General features: G+C 65.6%; 13 protein-coding genes. 8 read left to right on the forward strand and 5 right to left on the reverse strand.

What is annotated here, in order from left to right; translation table 11 throughout:
* Window positions 1-8: 8 nt before the first annotated feature.
* The 4 genes from AB4Z00_RS10355 to AB4Z00_RS10370 all read right to left on the reverse strand — a co-directional run bounded on the left by AB4Z00_RS10355 (window position 9) and on the right by AB4Z00_RS10370 (window position 4692).
* Window positions 9-788, reverse strand: coding sequence for a PepSY-associated TM helix domain-containing protein (locus AB4Z00_RS10355; RefSeq protein ID WP_442045860.1), 780 nt, complete (start codon window positions 786-788; stop codon window positions 9-11).
* A gap of 237 nt (window positions 789-1025) precedes the next feature.
* A complete protein-coding gene (locus AB4Z00_RS10360; RefSeq protein WP_442045861.1) occupies window positions 1026-2540 on the reverse strand; it encodes a glycoside hydrolase family 27 protein in 1515 nt (504 codons plus the stop codon).
* Window positions 2541-2596: 56 nt separating this feature from the next.
* Window positions 2597-4015: an amino acid permease gene (locus AB4Z00_RS10365; protein WP_134095591.1), complete on the reverse strand. Its 1419-nt coding sequence runs from the start codon at window positions 4013-4015 to the stop codon at window positions 2597-2599.
* A 20-nt stretch (window positions 4016-4035) separates the two neighbouring features.
* Window positions 4036-4692, reverse strand: coding sequence for a GntR family transcriptional regulator (locus AB4Z00_RS10370; protein ID WP_132265838.1), 657 nt, complete (start codon window positions 4690-4692; stop codon window positions 4036-4038).
* Window positions 4693-4956: 264 nt separating this feature from the next.
* Here AB4Z00_RS10370 and AB4Z00_RS10375 point away from each other — a divergent pair, with 264 nt between their 5' ends.
* Both AB4Z00_RS10375 and AB4Z00_RS10380 read left to right on the forward strand, forming a co-directional pair.
* Window positions 4957-6177 carry an NAD(P)/FAD-dependent oxidoreductase gene (locus AB4Z00_RS10375; RefSeq protein ID WP_442045862.1) on the forward strand — a complete coding sequence of 407 codons (1221 nt, stop codon included), beginning with the start codon at window positions 4957-4959 and terminating at the stop codon, window positions 6175-6177.
* 12 nt (window positions 6178-6189) lie between these two features.
* On the forward strand, window positions 6190-7380 hold the full coding sequence (locus tag AB4Z00_RS10380; protein WP_442045863.1) for a M24 family metallopeptidase: 1191 nt from the start codon (window positions 6190-6192) through the stop codon (window positions 7378-7380).
* Between the two features lie 15 nt (window positions 7381-7395).
* Here the strand turns inward: AB4Z00_RS10380 and AB4Z00_RS10385 are convergent, their stop codons facing one another.
* On the reverse strand, window positions 7396-9168 hold the full coding sequence (locus AB4Z00_RS10385) for an SLC13 family permease (RefSeq protein WP_132265832.1): 1773 nt from the start codon (window positions 9166-9168) through the stop codon (window positions 7396-7398).
* A gap of 270 nt (window positions 9169-9438) precedes the next feature.
* Here AB4Z00_RS10385 and AB4Z00_RS10390 point away from each other — a divergent pair, with 270 nt between their 5' ends.
* The 6 genes from AB4Z00_RS10390 (at window position 9439) to AB4Z00_RS10415 (ending at window position 17063) form a co-directional block, all read left to right on the forward strand.
* On the forward strand, window positions 9439-11160 hold the full coding sequence (locus AB4Z00_RS10390) for a diguanylate cyclase (protein ID WP_442045864.1): 1722 nt from the start codon (window positions 9439-9441) through the stop codon (window positions 11158-11160).
* Window positions 11161-11267: 107 nt separating this feature from the next.
* Window positions 11268-12878, forward strand: a complete 1611-nt coding sequence (locus AB4Z00_RS10395) for a hypothetical protein (RefSeq protein WP_442045865.1) — start codon at window positions 11268-11270, stop codon at window positions 12876-12878.
* Window positions 12879-12979: 101 nt separating this feature from the next.
* Window positions 12980-13504: a Csu type fimbrial protein gene (locus tag AB4Z00_RS10400; RefSeq protein ID WP_132265828.1), complete on the forward strand. Its 525-nt coding sequence runs from the start codon at window positions 12980-12982 to the stop codon at window positions 13502-13504.
* Between the two features lie 80 nt (window positions 13505-13584).
* Complete coding sequence (locus AB4Z00_RS10405; RefSeq protein WP_442045866.1) at window positions 13585-14265, forward strand: fimbrial biogenesis chaperone; 681 nt, start codon at window positions 13585-13587, stop codon at window positions 14263-14265.
* Window positions 14266-14277: 12 nt separating this feature from the next.
* Window positions 14278-16587: a fimbria/pilus outer membrane usher protein gene (locus AB4Z00_RS10410; RefSeq protein ID WP_442045867.1), complete on the forward strand. Its 2310-nt coding sequence runs from the start codon at window positions 14278-14280 to the stop codon at window positions 16585-16587.
* On the forward strand, window positions 16584-17063 hold the full coding sequence (locus tag AB4Z00_RS10415) for a spore coat U domain-containing protein (protein ID WP_314466530.1): 480 nt from the start codon (window positions 16584-16586) through the stop codon (window positions 17061-17063). Before AB4Z00_RS10410 ends, AB4Z00_RS10415 begins: the two co-directional genes overlap by 4 nt.
* The last annotated feature ends 10 nt before the right edge of the window (window positions 17064-17073 follow it).

Consider the following 17073-nt stretch of genomic DNA (forward strand, 5'->3'; position numbering starts at 1 on the left):
TTCTTGTCTCAGTGGATGAATATCAGGGCGATCGCGAGCGGGATCAGCAGGCTCAGCCCCACTAGCGGCCAGGTCGAGGGCCGATGCCTGGCGTGAAGCTGGAGCAGGAAGAGGCCCGTCACCGTGAAGATCACGCAGGCCGCCGCGAAGAGATCGATGAACCAGAACCACACGGAGCCGGTGTTGCGGCCCTTGTGGAGGTCATTCAGATAGGAAATCGCGCCGCGCCGCGTCACTTCGGCGGAAACGGCGCCGTTCGAACGGTCGATGCTGACCCAGGCATCGCGGCCCGGGCCGGGCATGGCGACATAGACCTCGTCTTCAGCCGACCAGTCCGCCGCAAAGCCCGAGGGATCGAGAGGAACGGCTGCCGCCACGGCTTTCGCCACCTCAGGGGGGAGTGCCAAGTTCCCGTCGCCCGGGGCCGGCAGGCGGCGCAGGAGTGAAGGGGCGATCTTGCCCTGGCTTTGCACGACTTGCGGTTCGGCGCCGATCGAGGCGGCGTGGTTGAGCGTGATGCCGGTGATCGCGAAAAGGAACATGCCGGCCAGCGAGACGGCCGCGCTTACCCAATGCCACGTATGCAGCTGTTTGAGCCAGAAGGCGCGCGCCTTCTTGTTTTTCTTCTTGTTGGAAGCGCTCTGCCGGGCAGGTTTCGTCGAGCGACCGGAAGATGCGTGTGATGCGGGCGAAGATGCTTTGCCGAGACCGTCGGAGGACGCCGGGTCCACCTTGTCCAGCACTTCGAGAATTTCGCCCTGGCCGCCCAACTCGCTCGTTTCCCTCATGAAGAGGGGGCATGCGCGGCGATGCGAATATCGAATCCCGGCCCCCTCATGGCCGAGCCATTACTGCAAGTGCGAATGCCTCGCAATAACAAAGACTGCTGGTATGATAAGGATCGCTGCTGCGACCTCGGATGAACGTCACTTGCCGACCCACGCAAGGAGGACTTGCTCCTGCGCGGGTCGGCATGTCGATTTAGAAAGTCAGTTATAAACCAACCTGAACCAGCTGATTTAAAGTCATTGTTTCAAATTCAGCATAACGGCGCCGCGGGCTGGAACCGTGTAGCTGGAGGGCAGCCTGGACGATTTTGCGCCGGTCCAAAGATCCTCGACTTGAGAAACGGTGGCAAGAGCGGCATCGGCCGGGGTAAGGGCCAGCGAAGCGGCGGTATCGCCGCGGTTGAACAGGGCCAGGGCGACCTGACCATTGGCCAGCGGCTTGGCCCATACTTCCATGGAGCCCACTTTGCGCACGGCCTTGCCCTGTACGCCCTTGGCATCCTGGTCCACTGCGATGACGCGGCGATTGGTAAGCATCGCCAGCGTGGCGGCATCGGTTTCGCGCAAGTCATGGCCCATCATCAGCGGCGCGGCGGACATGGCCCAGAGTGTCATGTGAGTGCGATATTCGTCCGCCGACATCCCGCCATTGCCGACTTCCAGCATGTCCGGATCGTTCCAGCCATGCGGACCGGCCCATTCGGGCTTGCCGTTCTTGTCGAACCCGATCTTCGCCATCGTCGGATAGTCGTCGGTAATGTCGCCCGTCGTGCGCCAGAGCTGTCCGCCAACATCGCGGCCCCAGCTGCCCACGTCGAAGCGGCCATATTCGCAGAGCGAGAAAATGAACTCGCGGCCCGTGGCCTGGAGCGCCGCGCCCATCTCATAGTAGCTGCGCTTCACGGTGTCCGCGTCGTCATAGAACCATTCGCCGGAGCACAAGTCGTACTTCAGGTAATCGAAGCCCCAGTCGGCGAAGGTCCGGGCGTCGGTCTTGACGTGGCCGTAGCTGCCTTCGAAGCCAGCGCATGTGCGGGGGCCCTGTGAAGAGTAGATGCCGATCTTCAGGCCCTTGGAATGGACGTAGTTGGTCAGGGCCTTCATGTCCGGGAACTTGGCGTTGGGCTGGAGTACGCCATTGGCGTCGCGCTTACCTTGCCAGCCGTCATCGATGTTGACGTAGAGGTAACCGGCATCGCGAAGGCCCGATGAAACCATGGCATCGGCCATGGCGCGCACGGTCTTGTCGTCGATATGTTCGGCGAACTTGTTCCAACTGCTCCAGCCCATCGGCGGGGTGGCGGCGAGCGGGCTGGGGATCGGGGCGCCGAGCGGTGGCAGTGCTGCGAACTGGAAGGCGCGGGCTTTCGCCTCGGCAGCCTTGCCGCGACGGCCCTTGCTGTCGACGTCGGTTTCCCAGATCCGCCCCTTGAGGTGTGCCTGGCCGTCCTCCAGCGCGACGCTCCAGGGGCGGGTGAGGTGTTCCTTGTCGTTGAGGTTTCGGGCCTCGAACTTCAGCTCGCCGTTCTCGATGCGCGGGTTGATCATCTCGACCGGGCCGTACCACTTGGTGGTGACTTTGCCCTCGATCCTGCCGCCCCGGGAGGTGACTTCCATCATCGTCACGCCGGGTGTGGGCGGGGTATCGTCGAACACCCAGATCCCGTCATAGGCGGTTTTCGCCAGGGCAGGCGAGGCAAGGGAAAGGCTGGTGCCGAGAAGGGCAGCGGCCATGAAAAGGGCGCGTTTCATCGCGATCTCCTGGAGACTTGCAGGGAACTGTTGAGAAGGATTCGAGGTTTGCCGCGTCAGACGGTCGCGGCGGCTTCCCGGCCTGCCTCGCTGCGGCGACGACCGTAGAGGAAGTAGACCAGCAGGCCGATCACGTTCCAGGCACCGAAGCGAACGAGGGTGCTTTCGGGCAGGCTGAACAGCAGGTAGGCGCAGCCCAGGATCGTCAGGGTGCCGATAAGATAGGGCTGCGGGCAGCGGAACAGGCGGGTCAGTTCAGGCGAACGACGCCGCAGGATCATCAGGCAGGCACCGACCGAGATGAAGGCGATCAGCGTGCCGGCATTGGCCAGCTCCGCGATCTCGTCGAGCCGGAAGATGCCGGCGACGATGGCGATCGAAATGCCGGTCATCAGCGTGATGCGGGTCGGCGCGCCGGTGCGCGGGCTGATCTTCGCGAGGCTGCGGGGCAGCAGGCCGTCGCGGGCCATGACGAAGAACACGCGGCTCTGGCCATACATCATGACGAGGATCACCGAGGGCAGGGCGAGCACGGCGGCCAGCGCGATCAGGTGCGCGGCGACGGGCTGGCCGAGCTGGCGCAGGACGAGAGCCAGCGGCTCGGGAGAATTGGCGAGCTGCTGGAAGGGAAGGGCGCCGATGGCGGTGATGGCGACGGCCATGTAGATGAAGGTGCAGACCACCATCGAGCCGACGATGCCGATGGTCAGGTCGCGCCCCGGGTTCTTCGCTTCCTCGGCCGAAGTGGCGACCGCGTCGAAGCCGTAGAAGGCGAAGAAGACGATGGCGGCGGCCGCCATCACCCCGCGCTTCTGGCCTTCCACTTCGGTGCTGCCGAAGCCGTAAGGCATGAAGGGCTCCAGATTGCCGCCGTGGAAGGCCGGCAGGGCCATGACGACGAAGATTGTCAGCGCCACGAGCTTGATGATGACCAGGACGATGTTGAGCGTCGCGCTTTCCCGCGTGCCGGCAATCAGCATGCCCATCACCGCCAGGGCTACCAGTACCGCAGGCATGTTGACGATACCGCCGCCATGCGGGCCGACCAGCAGCGCGTGGGGCAGGTGAATGCCCGCCGACTCTATCCAGCCGACCAGATAGCCGGACCAGCCGACCGCCACCGTGGAGCAGGCCAGCGAATATTCGAGGATGAGGCTCCAGCCCACGATCCAGGCAATCGTCTCACCCATGGCGGCATAGGAAAACGTATAGGCGCTGCCGGCGGCGGGGATCATCGTCGCCATTTCGGCATAGGCCAGTGCCGCGCAGGCGCAGACGGCCCCGGCGATCGCGAAGGCCAGGATCACGGCCGGGCCGGCACGCTCGGCGCCGACGCCGGTGAGGGTGTAGATCCCGGTGCCGACGATCGCGCCGACGCCGAGTGCAATCAGGTGAGGCCAGCTCAGGGTCTTGGCCAGGGAATGCCCGGATTCGCGTTGTGAGAGTTTTTCTATCGATTTACGCGGTCCGAGCATGGATCCCCCTGGTTATGGTCTCAGCCTGTCTGGCTGGCGGTAAAATGAGCGCGCAAGTCGTCGAGCGTGCTGGCGATGTGCTGGGTGAGCAGTGTCTTCACCTGCTCCGCATCCGCGGCGAGCCAGGCGTCGAGCAGGTCACGGTGTTCCATATGCGCGCGGTCGCCGCGCCCGGCCGGTTCGAGGTGCGCGATGACGTAGCGCTCCGCGAGCACTTCGAGGCGTTCGACGAGCTGCGTGGTCAGCAGGCGCTTGCCGGGGCGCACCAGCGAGACATGATATTCGCGGTTGCGGACGGCAACGTCGCTGAGATTGTCCTTGGCGGCCGCATCGAGCACTTCGAAAGCCTTGACCGCGGCCTTGCGGTCCTCGTCGTCGGCCTGGGTGCAAGCATAGGCGGCGGCGGCTGGTTCGGTCGCGAGGCGCAGCAGGTAGATCTCCTCCGCCTGGTCGCTGGACATCGGGCGCACGAACCAGCCGCGATTGGCCTGGCTGGTCAGCAATCCCTCGTGTTCGAGCCGGGCCAGAGCCTCGCGCAGCGGTATCTTGCTGACGCCGAGTTCGGCGGCCAGGGCATCCTGCCGGACCGGCTCCATGACGGGGAGCTTTCCTTCGACGATCCTTTCGCGGATCACGTCGAAAATGCGTTCGGCAAGGGTGCGGACGACGATTGTCACCAGTGAATCTCCATACAGGCCTCGACGGCGCGAAACGCCGTCGATCTAACGTATACGGTAGATGATCGCCAATGGTGCTGCAATCGGACCTTTTCTGCCGAGCCATTGCCTTTTGTTAATCCCGACCGGACACCGCCCCGGCGAACCGGGGGGCGGAGATTTCGGAGGATCGAGACGTTCATGGCGCGGTGCAAAGCCTTGTGCGAACGGGCGGTGATTGATATATGGTATACGATATAGTCTGACTTATGCAACGGAGTTTTTGTGGCGTCGATTGGAATTGTCGGTGGCGGGGTGGTCGGGCTTTGCGCGGGCATCGAATTGCTCGATGCCGGGCGCCAGGTTGCGATCGTCGATGACGACGCCGCCGGCGCGTCAGCCTCCTGGGGCAATGCCGGGCATATCGCGGTGGAGCAGGTGGAGCCGCTGGCCTCCATGAGCATGGTGCGCAGTCTTCCGCAGCGGCTGTTCCTGCGCGGCGGACCCTTGGCTTTTCCTCCATCGACTGTGACGCAGTGGGTGCCTTTCGGCTTGCGATTGCTCTCGGCTGCTCGTCCCGCCAACTTCCGCAAGGGGTGTGAGGCTCTGGCGCCGCTGCTGGCCGGATCGATGCCGGCCTGGGTCGCGACCGCCGAGCGCATCGGTGCACCCGATCTGCTGCGGCAGGACGGGCACTTCGTCGTCTGGCACGATGCGCGCGCCGCACGCGAGGGCCATGCTTCCTGGCAATCGTCCGAGACCGGCTCGGCCGAGGTCCACGCCGCCACGGAGGCCGAACTGGCTCTGCTGTCCGGCTTGACCGATCGACCGGCGGCCGGCGCGATCCGCTTTTCCGGTAGCGGCCAGATCGCCGATCTTGGAGAGTTGCGGCAGGCCCTGCGCAAGGCCTTCACCGATCGCGGCGGTATTCTCGTGGCGCAGCGCGGCGAACTGCGCCTTGCCGGCCAAAGGGTGGAGATCGGCGGGGTCGATGCCGATCAAGTGCTGGTCTGCGCGGGCGTGCGCTCACGCGAACTGATGGAGTACCTTGGCCACAAGGTGCCGATGATCGCCGAGCGCGGTTATCATGTCCGCGCCGATGCCAGCCGATGGCCCGCGGATCTGCCGCCCGTGGTCTTCGAGGAGCGCTCGATGATCGTCACGCGCTATCGCGGCGCGGTTCAGGCCGCGAGCTTCGTGGAACTGGGCAAGGTCGACGCCCCGGCCGATCCGCGCAAATGGGAGCGCCTGGAGCGCCACGTTTCGGAACTGGGCCTGCCGATCGAGGGACCGTTCCGTCGCTGGATGGGTTGCCGCCCCACTTTGCCGGACTATCTTCCCGCCATCGGCCGCTCGACGAAGGCATCCAATCTCTTCTATGCCTTCGGCCATCAGCACTTGGGGCTTACACTGGCGCCGATCACGGCGCGGCTGGTCGCGGCGATGGTCGCAGGCGGGCAGCCGGAACTGCCGCTCGCGCCCTTCGACATCCAGCGTTTCGCATAAAGGAAGAATGACATGATTGGCGGATCGACCGCAGACATCGAACTGGCCGGCCTCACGGCCTGGGCCGACCGCGCCCCGGCCATCGCCGTGCCGGAGCGCGAGGCGCGGATGGAGCGCGCCCGCGAACTGACCGACCGACTGGGCGCCGATGCTCTGCTCGTCAATGCAGGCGCCTCGCTGCGCTACTTCTCGGGGCTGCCCTGGGGGCAGACCGAACGCCTGGTGGCCATGATCGTGGCGCCCGGTCGCCAGCCGATCATGATCTGTCCGCATTTCGAGATCGGTACCCTGGAGGCGGATCTGGCGATCCCCGTGGACATCCGCTCCTGGCAGGAAGACGAGGATCCGGTCGCGCTGGTGGTCGGCGTCCTGGCCGAACTGGGCGCGAAGACGGTGGCGATCGATCCCGAACTGCCGTTCCATTTCGCCGAGCGCATCCGCCAGGGCAGCCCGGCCCGGCCGGTCGACGCCATGCCGGTGATAAAGCAGTGCCGCATGGTCAAGTCGGCCGCGGAACTGGCGCTGATGCAGCAGGCGAAGAACATGACGCTGCTGGTCCATCAGGCTGCAGCCCGCATCCTGCGCCCCGGTATCCGGCAGAGCGAAGTGGTCCACTTCATCGATGCGGCGCACCGCAAGCTGGGCGCCAGCGGCTCCAGCTTCTGCATCGTCCAGTTCGGTGAAGCGACGGCCTATCCGCACGGGCTTCCGGGCGACCGCGAGCTGCAGGAAGGCCAACTCGTGCTGGTCGATACTGGCTGCACCATCCAGGGCTATCATTCCGACATCACCCGCACTTACGCGTTCGGCGCGGTTTCCGACGAGATCCGCCGCATCTGGGATATCGAAAAGGAGGCGCAGCAGGCCGCCTTCGACGCCGTGCGTCCCGGCGAGCCTTGCGAGTCGGTCGATTATGCCGCCCGCGTGGTGCTCGAAAAGGCGGGACTTGGCCCCGATTACGCCCTGCCGGGCCTGCCGCACCGCACCGGCCACGGCATCGGGCTCTCGATCCACGAGCCGGCCTACCTCGTGCGCGGTGACAAGACGCCGCTGGAGCCCGGCATGTGCTTCTCGAACGAGCCGATGATCGTCGTTCCGCAGAAGTTCGGCGTGCGCCTGGAAGACCACATGTACGTCACCGAAACCGGCGCGCAGTGGTTCACCCGGCCGCAGGTCTCGATCGACCGTCCTTTCGCGGCGTGAGGAGAGTGGCTGCGGTCACAGCGGCCAGCAATACATGATGAGGGGCGTCCCCAGCAGGAGCACGAGCACTGAAAGGGGCGCCCCCAGCCGGGCATAGTCGCCGAAGCGATAGCCGCCCGGCCCCATTACCAGCGTATTGCACTGGTGGCCGATCGGCGTGAGGAAATCGCATCCCGCGCCGATCGCCGTGGCCATCAGGAAAGCGTCGGGCCGGTAGCCGAGGTCCTTGGCGAAGACGGCCGCGATGGGCGCCACGACCAGGACCGTCGCGGCATTGTTGAGGAAGGGCGTCACCGCCATCGAGGCGGCGAGCACCATCGCCACGGCGCCCCAGGGCGGCATATCCCGTGCCAGGTGCGAGAGTTCGGTGGCCAGAATGTTCGAGGCGCCGGTGGTCTGCAGCGTTTCGCTGACCGGGATCAGCGCCCCCAGCATGATGAGGATCGGCCATTCGACGGCCTCGTAGGCATCGTTCACGGGCAGTGCCCCGGTGATGATCACGGCGCCCGCTGCGGCGAAGAACGCCACGGCCACGGGCACTAGTCCCAGCGCCGTGGTGAGCATCGCCGTGGCCAGGATGACAAGGGCCAGCCAACTGCTGCGATTCATGCCGAGCCGAATCTGCCTCTGCGCCAGCGGCAGGACGCCGAGCTGGCGCAGGCGGCCGGGCATCTCGCTGAGAACGCCCTGAAGCACGATGACGTCGCCGGCCTGGATCACGACATTGCCTGGCTTGTTGCGCAGGATTTGCCCGCGCCGGGAAATGGCTACGAGGCGCAGGCCCATCCTCTCCTTGAGCATCAGCCGTCCCGCGGTGCTGCCCACGAAGGCGGATTCCGCCATGATGACGCCTTCGATCACGCCGATCTCGTCTCGGGCGCCGGCATGTTCGTCGTCGTCTTCGTGGTCGTCGAGCGTGAGCTGCGAGCGGGCGATGGCGCGTTCCAGGGCGTCTGGATCGCCGGAAAGGATCAGTACGTCGCCTTCGACTATGTGCATGGCCGGATGAACGTCGCCGCGCAGTCCCGAACGCAGCACGGCAGTGACTTCGATTTCGTTGTCGTGACTGGCAGTGAAGTCCTCGATGGTCTCGCCGATGGCCTTCGATTCCTCCGAGACGGTCGCCTCGGTGGTGTAGTCGGAAATGTTCAGCGCTTCGCCCATGGTCGCGGCGGCGCGGCGGTCGGCCGGGACGAGGCGGTAGCCGAAGCGCAGGAACAGCAGGCCCATCACCAGCATGCCCAGGCCGGTGGGAAGATAGTCGAACATGCGGAAGGGTTCGCCGGTCATTTCCTCGCGCACCCGGCTGACGATGATGTTCGGCGAAGTGCCGATCATCGTCGTCAGGCCGCCCAGCAGCGAGGCGAAGGCCATCGGCATCAGGAACCGCGAAGGGTTGGTCTTGCTGCGCCGCGCGAGCTGGGACGCGGCAGGCATCATCATCGCCAGCGCGCCGATGTTCTTGATGAGGCCCGACGCCACGCCGACGGCCGAAGTCAGCACGAACAACTGCGAGCCCGGCTTGTGTACCCATTGGCTGACGAGCGTGACCGCACGCTCCACCAGCCCGGTCCGCTGCACGGCCGCCGAGAGCACCAGCGCCGAGGCGATGATGATGACGATATCGTCCGCGAAGCCGGTAAACGCCTTTTCCGGTGGCACCAGCCCCAGCGCAAGCGCCGCCATCAGGGCTATGATCGCCGTAACGTCGTAGCGGAAACGACCCCAGATGAAGAGAATCATCATGCCGCATAGGGTGGCGACGGAAAGCCACTGGTTCAGGGTCATTCTATCTCGCTTTGGTTCGGCCGGTCGTCCGGTACAGACGCTAAATGCTCGAAAGCGCAGCCGGTGCCGCATGACGGATCGGCCTTGGCGATATGGCGCAAAGAGGATGAGCGTCCAGGTCATTTCCGAAGCCGGAAAGCAGCAGTCCAGCGTCATCGGCCGAGGCTGACAATTAGCCGAACCTGGTTAATCCGGTAACCTTGTTGAAGGCGCAAATGTGCCATAGGTCGCGGCGCAATGGTTTGCGACTCGCCCTTTTTGCGCTTTTTTATGCGTACCTTGACCCTCCTTTGCGCCGTGGCGGCCATGGGATGGACAAGCGCGGCTTCGGCCGAAGTGCTTCGTATCGGCCATCCCCTGTGCCATGCGGTGAGCCCTGGCGTGCCGGGCAGCGATGCCATTCCCGAAAATTTCGCCTGCAACGGTCAGCCCGAGGGGTACCAGAAGGGCACGCTCTGGCTTCATGCGCTCCTTCCGCCGGGGGCGGACGAGCGCGACGATCTTTCGCTGATCATTCACAGCTCCCGGTTCGACCGACTGGTCGTCTACTTCTCCTATGCCGATGGCGCGATCGAGCGACAGGATGTGCGCAGCGGCGATTTCGGCACGCACTGGCGCGCCGGCGGTCAGCTCGCCTTTCGCGCGCCGCACCGCGACGTGCCGCTGGTCGGCGTGACCATGCGTTTCGACAAAGTGGCGAGCGCCGGGCTTCTGCGGATGCGCCTGGTCGCACGCGGCGAAGAGAGCACGCAGACTACCGGCCTTGCCACGTCGATCGGTGCCGCGCTGGTGCTGCTCCTGGCGGGGGCGATCTACAATGCCTCGCTGGCGGTGGCGGTGCGGCGGCAGTTCTCGGCATGGCAGGCGGGCTGGGCGGCCTGTATGATCCTTTGGGGCGGCTGCTGGTCGCAGCTCCACCTGTTCTTCTTTCCGCGCATGGCCGGCGCGCTTTCCTCACAGATCTGCACGGGCCTGTCTTGCCTGGCGATCTGTCTGGCGACGCTGAGCGCCGTCACCGCGCTTGACAGCCAGAGCGTCAACCGCTGGTTGCGGCGCGCCGCACTCTGGCTGACGGGCGGGGTTGCCGCGCTGGGCCTGCCGCTCTCGCTCATGCGCTCCGGGCCGATCGAGACACTCGGCAGCCTGCTGGGCGTGCTGATCCTGGCCAACCTGCTTGCGGTGGCCTGCTGCATCGGCCAGGCCTGGAGGCGCGGGAGCGCCGAGGCCCGCAGCTTTGCAGGCGCCTGGTCGGTGCCGATGCTGGTGCTCGCCTCCACTGAATTCGTCGACACGGACAGGATGTTCTGGGGCGGCGGATCGCAGATCCTCGTGCTTTTCGCCGCAGCCTGGCAGACGCTCTGGCTCTCGATCGCGGCATCGCGCTCCCATGCCCGCCTGCGGATCGAGCGCGACATGGCGCGCCGCGCGGAAGCCCAGGCCCAGGAACTGGCGCGCCGGGATGCGCTGACGGGCCTGCCCAACCGGCGCGGCTTCATCGAACGGGTCGGCACCGTTCTGGAAACCTCGCAGGAGCAGGGGCAGGTCGTAGGCTTGCTGCTGATCGACGTGGACTGGTTCAAGTCGATCAACGACGTCTACGGCCATGAGGCGGGAGACGTGGTGCTCGCAGCGATCGCGCGGCGTATCGCGCCTTACGAAAGCCCCAGTTGTACGGTCGCCCGCCTTGGCGGCGAGGAATTCGCGGTCATGGTCGCCGGGCTAGAGGGTTTCGCGCTGATACGCTTCGCCGAGACGCTGCGGCAGGAGATCTCCGCTTGCGAGCACGGCGATCTCATCGGTCAACGCAAGGTCACGGTCAGCATCGGCATCGCGGAAGCCTCGACGGGCGGCGATTTTCGCTCGCTCTATCGCCTGGCGGACGAGGCACTCTACGAAGCGAAGCGACAGGGTCGGGACCAGGTCGCCATTCGCCTGCTGGACGAACCTGAGCCCACAGCAGACGATCTCGGCCAGGTCGCGCTCGGCAGTTGAGCCGGCGCCGCGCAGCCGATGCTGTTCAAACCGGATCCATCGCCGCTTGCATGCCTTTGACGGGTCGGTAAATAACCCCCGGATATTGCCGGGGGGTGATTCAAGTAATGCGATCGATGATCATGGCCTGTCTGCTGGCCCTGTTCCTGTTTCCGGGCGCGGCGCGCGCGGAATGGCTGGAAGCATCCAGCGACCATTTCGTCATTTATGCCGAGGACAACGAGCGCGACTTGCGCAAGTTTTCCGACCAGCTCGAACGCTACCACGCCGCGATGGCGCTGCTGTTCCACGTCAAGGCGCCGCCGCCCAGTCCATCGAACCGGGTCACGGTCTATGTCGTGGGCAGCGAGCAGGCGGTCAGGAAGATCTACGGCGCCAACAGCAAGTACATCGGCGGTTTCTATCTTCCGCGCCCCGGTGGATCGCTGGCGATCATACCCCGGGTCGATGCCGCGAAAAGCACCACTGACGGGTCGATGGCCACACTGCTTCACGAATATGCCCATCACTTCATGATCTCGGCCACGGCRATGCAGCGGCCGAAGTGGTTTACGGAGGGCGCGGCGGAGTTCTTTTCTTCCAGCAGCTTTTCGTCGGACGGCAGCATGGTGGTGGGCCGCCCGGCGCTTCACCGTGCCGGGGAACTGTTCTACGCGCCCGACGTCAAGGTGGCCGATCTTCTGGATCCGACCGCTTACGACAAGCGCACTCATCGCAACTATGACGCATTCTACGGCAAGAGCTGGCTGCTCTATCATTACCTGACCTTCGACCCGTCGCGCCAAGGCCAGTTCTCGCGCTATCTTCAACTGCTCGATCAGGGGAAGGGGCAGCGCGAATCCGCCGCCGAGGCCTTCGGCGATTTCGAAAAGCTTGAGAAGGATGTCGAGCGCTACCTCATGCGCCCGAAGATGAGCGCTCTGCCGATAGCAGGGGACAGGCTCATCGTCGGCCCGATCACCGTACGCAGGCTGACTGCGGGCGAAGCCGCCATCATGCCGGTGCGGATCCGGTCCAAGCGCGGCGTGGACGAGGACAGCGCCAAGAGCGTGGTCGCCGAGGCCCGGGCCATCGCCGCCCAATATCCGCGCGACGTCGCCGTGCTGGGTGAACTTGCCGAAGCCGAATATGACGCGGGGAACGACAAGGAAACGATTGCCGCGGCCGATGCGGCCCTGGCGGTCGATCCGTCGCAAACGAATGCCTACATCCAGAAAGGCTATGCGCTGTTCCGCGAGGCCCAGGAAACGGATGGAGACAAGGCGCTTGCCTATCGCCGTGCCCGGGCGCCGTTCGTGGCGCTCAACAGGCTGGAGAACGATCATCCCTTGCCGCTGATCTATTATTATCGCAGCTTCGTGGAGCAGGGGGAGCAGCCCCCGAAATTGGCCATCGACGGGTTGATCCATGCCGTGGAGCTGGCGCCCTTCGATTTCGGCCTGCGCATGAACCTGGGCTGGGCGCTGATCCGCTTGGGGCGCGTTGATGATGCCAAGATCATTCTGGCTCCGGTGGCCTTCAATCCGCACGGCGGCGGCATGGCCCAGCGCGCCACGGAAATGATCGCGCGGCTGGACAAGGACCCCAGCTGGAAGGGCCCCGAAAGCAGTGCCGGTCTCGATGACGATGGCGAAGACGGAGAAGGCGAGGATTCCGGCGGCGCATCGAAGCCCGGGGCAAGCACACTCAAGGGGGCGACAGCGCCCGCCGGATCGTGAGCCGCGCGCCTTCGATCTGAAGCAAGTCCTACCGGGAACTCCGCAAAAGCCGAAATGCCGGCCCCACCGATTCTCAAGGGCTTTCCAATAGATGCGTCCTCATGAACAAGGACCGCATCTCACTTCGCCGAGGAGCCGGCGCCGCTGCGGCAGCATTCGCGGCCGTGCTCGCTTCCTCGATTTCGACCAATGCCTTCGCGGCGACGGCCACGGCCCCCATGGCCGTGACGGCCACGGTGCAGTCCGCCTGCATCGTCGCCGTCACCCCGCTGGCCTTCGGGGCCTATGACCCCACCTCGGGTTCGGCCAAGGACGGCACCAGCACGATCACGGTAACCTGCACCAGCGGCACGTCCTTCACGGTGGGGCTGAATGGCGGATCGACCAGCGGCGCCACGGTCACGACGCGCCAGATGGTCAATGGCGCCAGCCGCCTGAACTACGCCCTCTATAGCGACGTCAGCCATTCGACCAACTGGGGCAACACCCCTGGCGGCGACACGCCGACTGCCACCACGGCCACCGCGGTGCCGAGCATTCTCACCGTCTATGGCCGTGTCGGCGCCTCCCAGAACGTCCCGGCGGGGGCCTATACCGACAGCGTTACCGTCACGGTCAATTATTGACGATGAACCCCGCCCCGTCCCGGTACTGGCGTCTCTTGCGGCGATTGCTGGCTGCGCTCGCCCTCGCGGCAGGACTGTTCGTGCCGGGCTCATCCGCGGTCGCCAGCGCCTTGCGGGTAACGCCGATCCGGATCGAGTTGCAGCCGGACAAGCGGTTCTGCGCCCTGACCCTGGCCAACGACGGTGACCTTCCCGTCAGCGTGCAAGTGCGCGGCTTTCGCTGGTCTCGCGGCGAGCAGGGCGAAGACCTGCTAGAACCCGTGGCCGGGTTTTCGATCAATCCCACGATCGTCACGCTGGCGGGACAGGAAACCCGCCTGATCCGGTGCAGTCTGCCCGCGGCCGAAGGGCCGGCGGAGCAGACGTGGCGCCTGTTGTTCGACGAACTCGCCACGCCTGACACGCCCGTCGGGCCGGGTGAAATTCGCACCCTTCTTCGCATCAGCGTGCCGATTTTCCGGGCGCCGCGCGGCGCCGAACCCGCGCTGGACTGGACTTTCCGGCACGATCCCGGTGGCGGGATAGCGGCCGTGATCGTCAATCGCGGCCAGCGTCACGTCAGGGTGCTGTCCATCTCCATGACGGCGACTTCGGGCGAGACAGTCCGTCTCGACCGCGGCGGGTACATCCTCGCGGGCGGCCGCCTCGCCTTTCCACTACCACCTTCGTTCCCCGTCTCGATTGCGGAACTCCGGGTGCAGACGGATGAAGGAAACCTCATTCCGACCCGGCTCGCCGAAGCGACCGGCACGGGCCAGTGAGGGCCAGCCGGCATGCGGCTGCCTTCGCGGCTCTGGCCGGGGCTGGTGGTCTCGGCCCTCGCGCTTGGCGTCGCGGTTCCCGCGGTTCGTGCCCAGGAGAGTACCGGCCCCTTGCCGGTCGACGTCGTGCTGAACGGGCGTGACATGCAGCGGCCAGCGCTGGCCGTGCTGCAAGCCGGACGCGTGCTCGTGCGGATCGAGGACTTACGGGATCTCGGAATCGTAACGGTCTTCGACGCGGATCTCCTGATCGAGGGTGAGCGCTATCTCGATGTCGATGGGGAAGCCGGACTGTCGGCAAGGCTGGATCCGCAGGGCACCGCGCTGCTTCTCGACGTCGATCCTCGCCATTTGCCGCGCAGGCATGTTGCCGCGAAGGAACGAGGCGTGCCGGTGGCCGCGGCGGTTCCCGTGGCGTTCATCGACTACGACCTCAACTTCTCGGACCAGCGCGGCCATACCCAGGCATCCGCCGTTCTCGATGCCGGTGTTTCCGGCGCCTGGGGAGTGATCGGCAGCAGCGCACTGATCGACAGCCAGCGTACGCGCGTGGTTCGCCTCGATACGGCTTTCGTCCGGGATTTCCCCGAGCGAAACTTGCGCCTCGCCGTGGGCGATACGTACACCCGCGCTTCGCCCTGGAGCCAGCCCGCCCGCTTCGGCGGCATCCGGTTCGGCACGGACTTCTCGCTGGACCCTTCGCTGATCACTTATCCGGTTCCGTCGCTGGCGGGCAGTGCGCTGCTGCCCTCGACCGTCGAACTGGCGTCGCGCTCGTCACGCCAGTCCCTGTCCGTCGAGCCGGGCCGCTTCGCCTTCGATTATCGGCCGCGCTTCACCGGGGCGGGCGAGGTGACCATGATCGTGCGCGATCTCGCTGGAACCGAGCGCACCGTTACCCGCAGCTTCTATTCGAGCACCGCGCTCCTACGTCCCGACATATCCGAGTTCTCGCTGGAGGCCGGCGCCCTCCGACAGGACTACGGCTGGAGCAGCCTTTCCTACGGCGCGCCCTTCGTGGCGGCGTCTTACCGGCGCGGACTGTCAATGGTGGTGACGCTGGAAGGGCGCGCCGAAGCCGATGCTGCCACGCGCATGGCCGGGGCGGGCCTGACCTGGGTGATTCAGCCTCTCGGCGAACTGCGTTTGGATGCGGCGGGATCGCAAGGCGAGGCAGGGTGGGGTGGGCTCTATCAGGTGCAGTTTCAAAGGCTTGCACCGGGTTACTCGGTAACAGCGAGCTACCGCGGGGCGGGGGCCGGTTTTCGCCAGGTAGGTGATCTGCGCCGGGGTCGAGCGGCGACACGCGAACTGGCCATATCCGGCAGCATCGTGATGGGCCGGTTCGGAGGGATCAACGCAAGCTATCTGCGTAGTGAGCAAGGGAAAGACCGGCGCTCGATCGCCTCGGCCGGTTATTCGGTCAATCTCGGGCGCGCGTTCCTCTCCATCGGCGCGCAGCGTTTCGATCGCGGAGACGGAACCGACATGTCTGTTTTCGGCAGCCTTACCCTGCCGCTCGGGGGACGCCGACATGCCGGGTTCTTCGCCAACAAAGACCGCATGGCCGCCACGTTCGAGAAAGTCGCTCCGGCGGGGACAGGGCTGGGCTATCGAGCGGCTGTCGGGCGCGAAACGGGAAGCGGGGCATGGTTCGAGGGCGCGGCGACCCTGCGTTCGTCAGCCGGACAATTAGACATGGCGGCGACGCGGCGCAGCGGCGCCGTCATGACGCGCGTGGAAGCGCGCGGCGCGCTGGTGGCGACCGGCGGCGGCCTGCTGATGGCGACGCCCAGCGTCGACGATGGACTGGCGATCGTCGAGGTGCCGGGAGGCGAGCGCATTCCGGTCTTCCTGGAGAACCAGCCGGTGGCCGCAAGAGCGGGCGGCGGCCGGCCGGCGATCGTCACCGGTCTCCAGCCTTATGTCGCCAACCGGATCTCGGTCGACCCGGAAGCCTTGCCGATCACCGGCGAACTGGGCGGGGTGGAACAAGTGGTGGCGCCGGGGTGGCGTCAGGCTGCCCGCGTCGTGTTCGGTGCCCGCGAGGTTCATCCCGCGCGGCTGCGGCTCGTGGACGAGAACGGCTCGACCCTGCCACCGGGCTTGGTAGTGAGCTTGGGATCGGGGGAGGAGCCGACCGTTACGGGCTATGACGGCGAAGTGTTCCTGAACGATTTCGAGCCTGGCGCCCCGCTGGTGGTGCAGCGCAGCGGCGTGACCGCCTGCCGTGCAGTGCTTCCCGCAGCGATGGTGCAGGATCCCCTGGCAAGGGCGACGCAGGTCATCTGCCGATCGTATTCGACGGAGTCGCATAAATGACGCGCAAGTTTATGATGATATTCGCATTTTTTGCCGTCATGGCACCGGAAGGCTCGGCTCGTGCCTTGTGCGTGCTCTGCTCGTGTTCGGCATCGACACCGGGACTTGCTTTCGGTCCTTACGATCCGACATCGAACAGTCCGCGCGATTCCAACGCGACGGTCTCGATCAACTGCACCGGCGTGGCGGCGTTGCTGGGGACGATCGATATCGCGCTGAGCCCCGGAGGATCGAACAGCGTTCCGAACCGCAGGTTGATCCAGGGTGCGGACAGGCTGACCTACAACATCTATTCGGACTCCAACTACACCACGCTCTGGGGTGACGGTTCGGGCGGCACCACCGGCGTGAGCCTCCCGTTCAATGGGCTGCTGACGTATGCCGCTACGGTCACGGCTTACGGGCGCATCCCCGCGCATCAATATGTGCGCGCGGGGGCCTATACCGATACCGTGACGATCACGGTCACTTATTGAGCAGGCGCCG

The sequence above is a fragment of the Novosphingobium sp. YAF33 genome, assembly GCF_052113265.1.
Taxonomy (GTDB): domain Bacteria; phylum Pseudomonadota; class Alphaproteobacteria; order Sphingomonadales; family Sphingomonadaceae; genus Novosphingobium.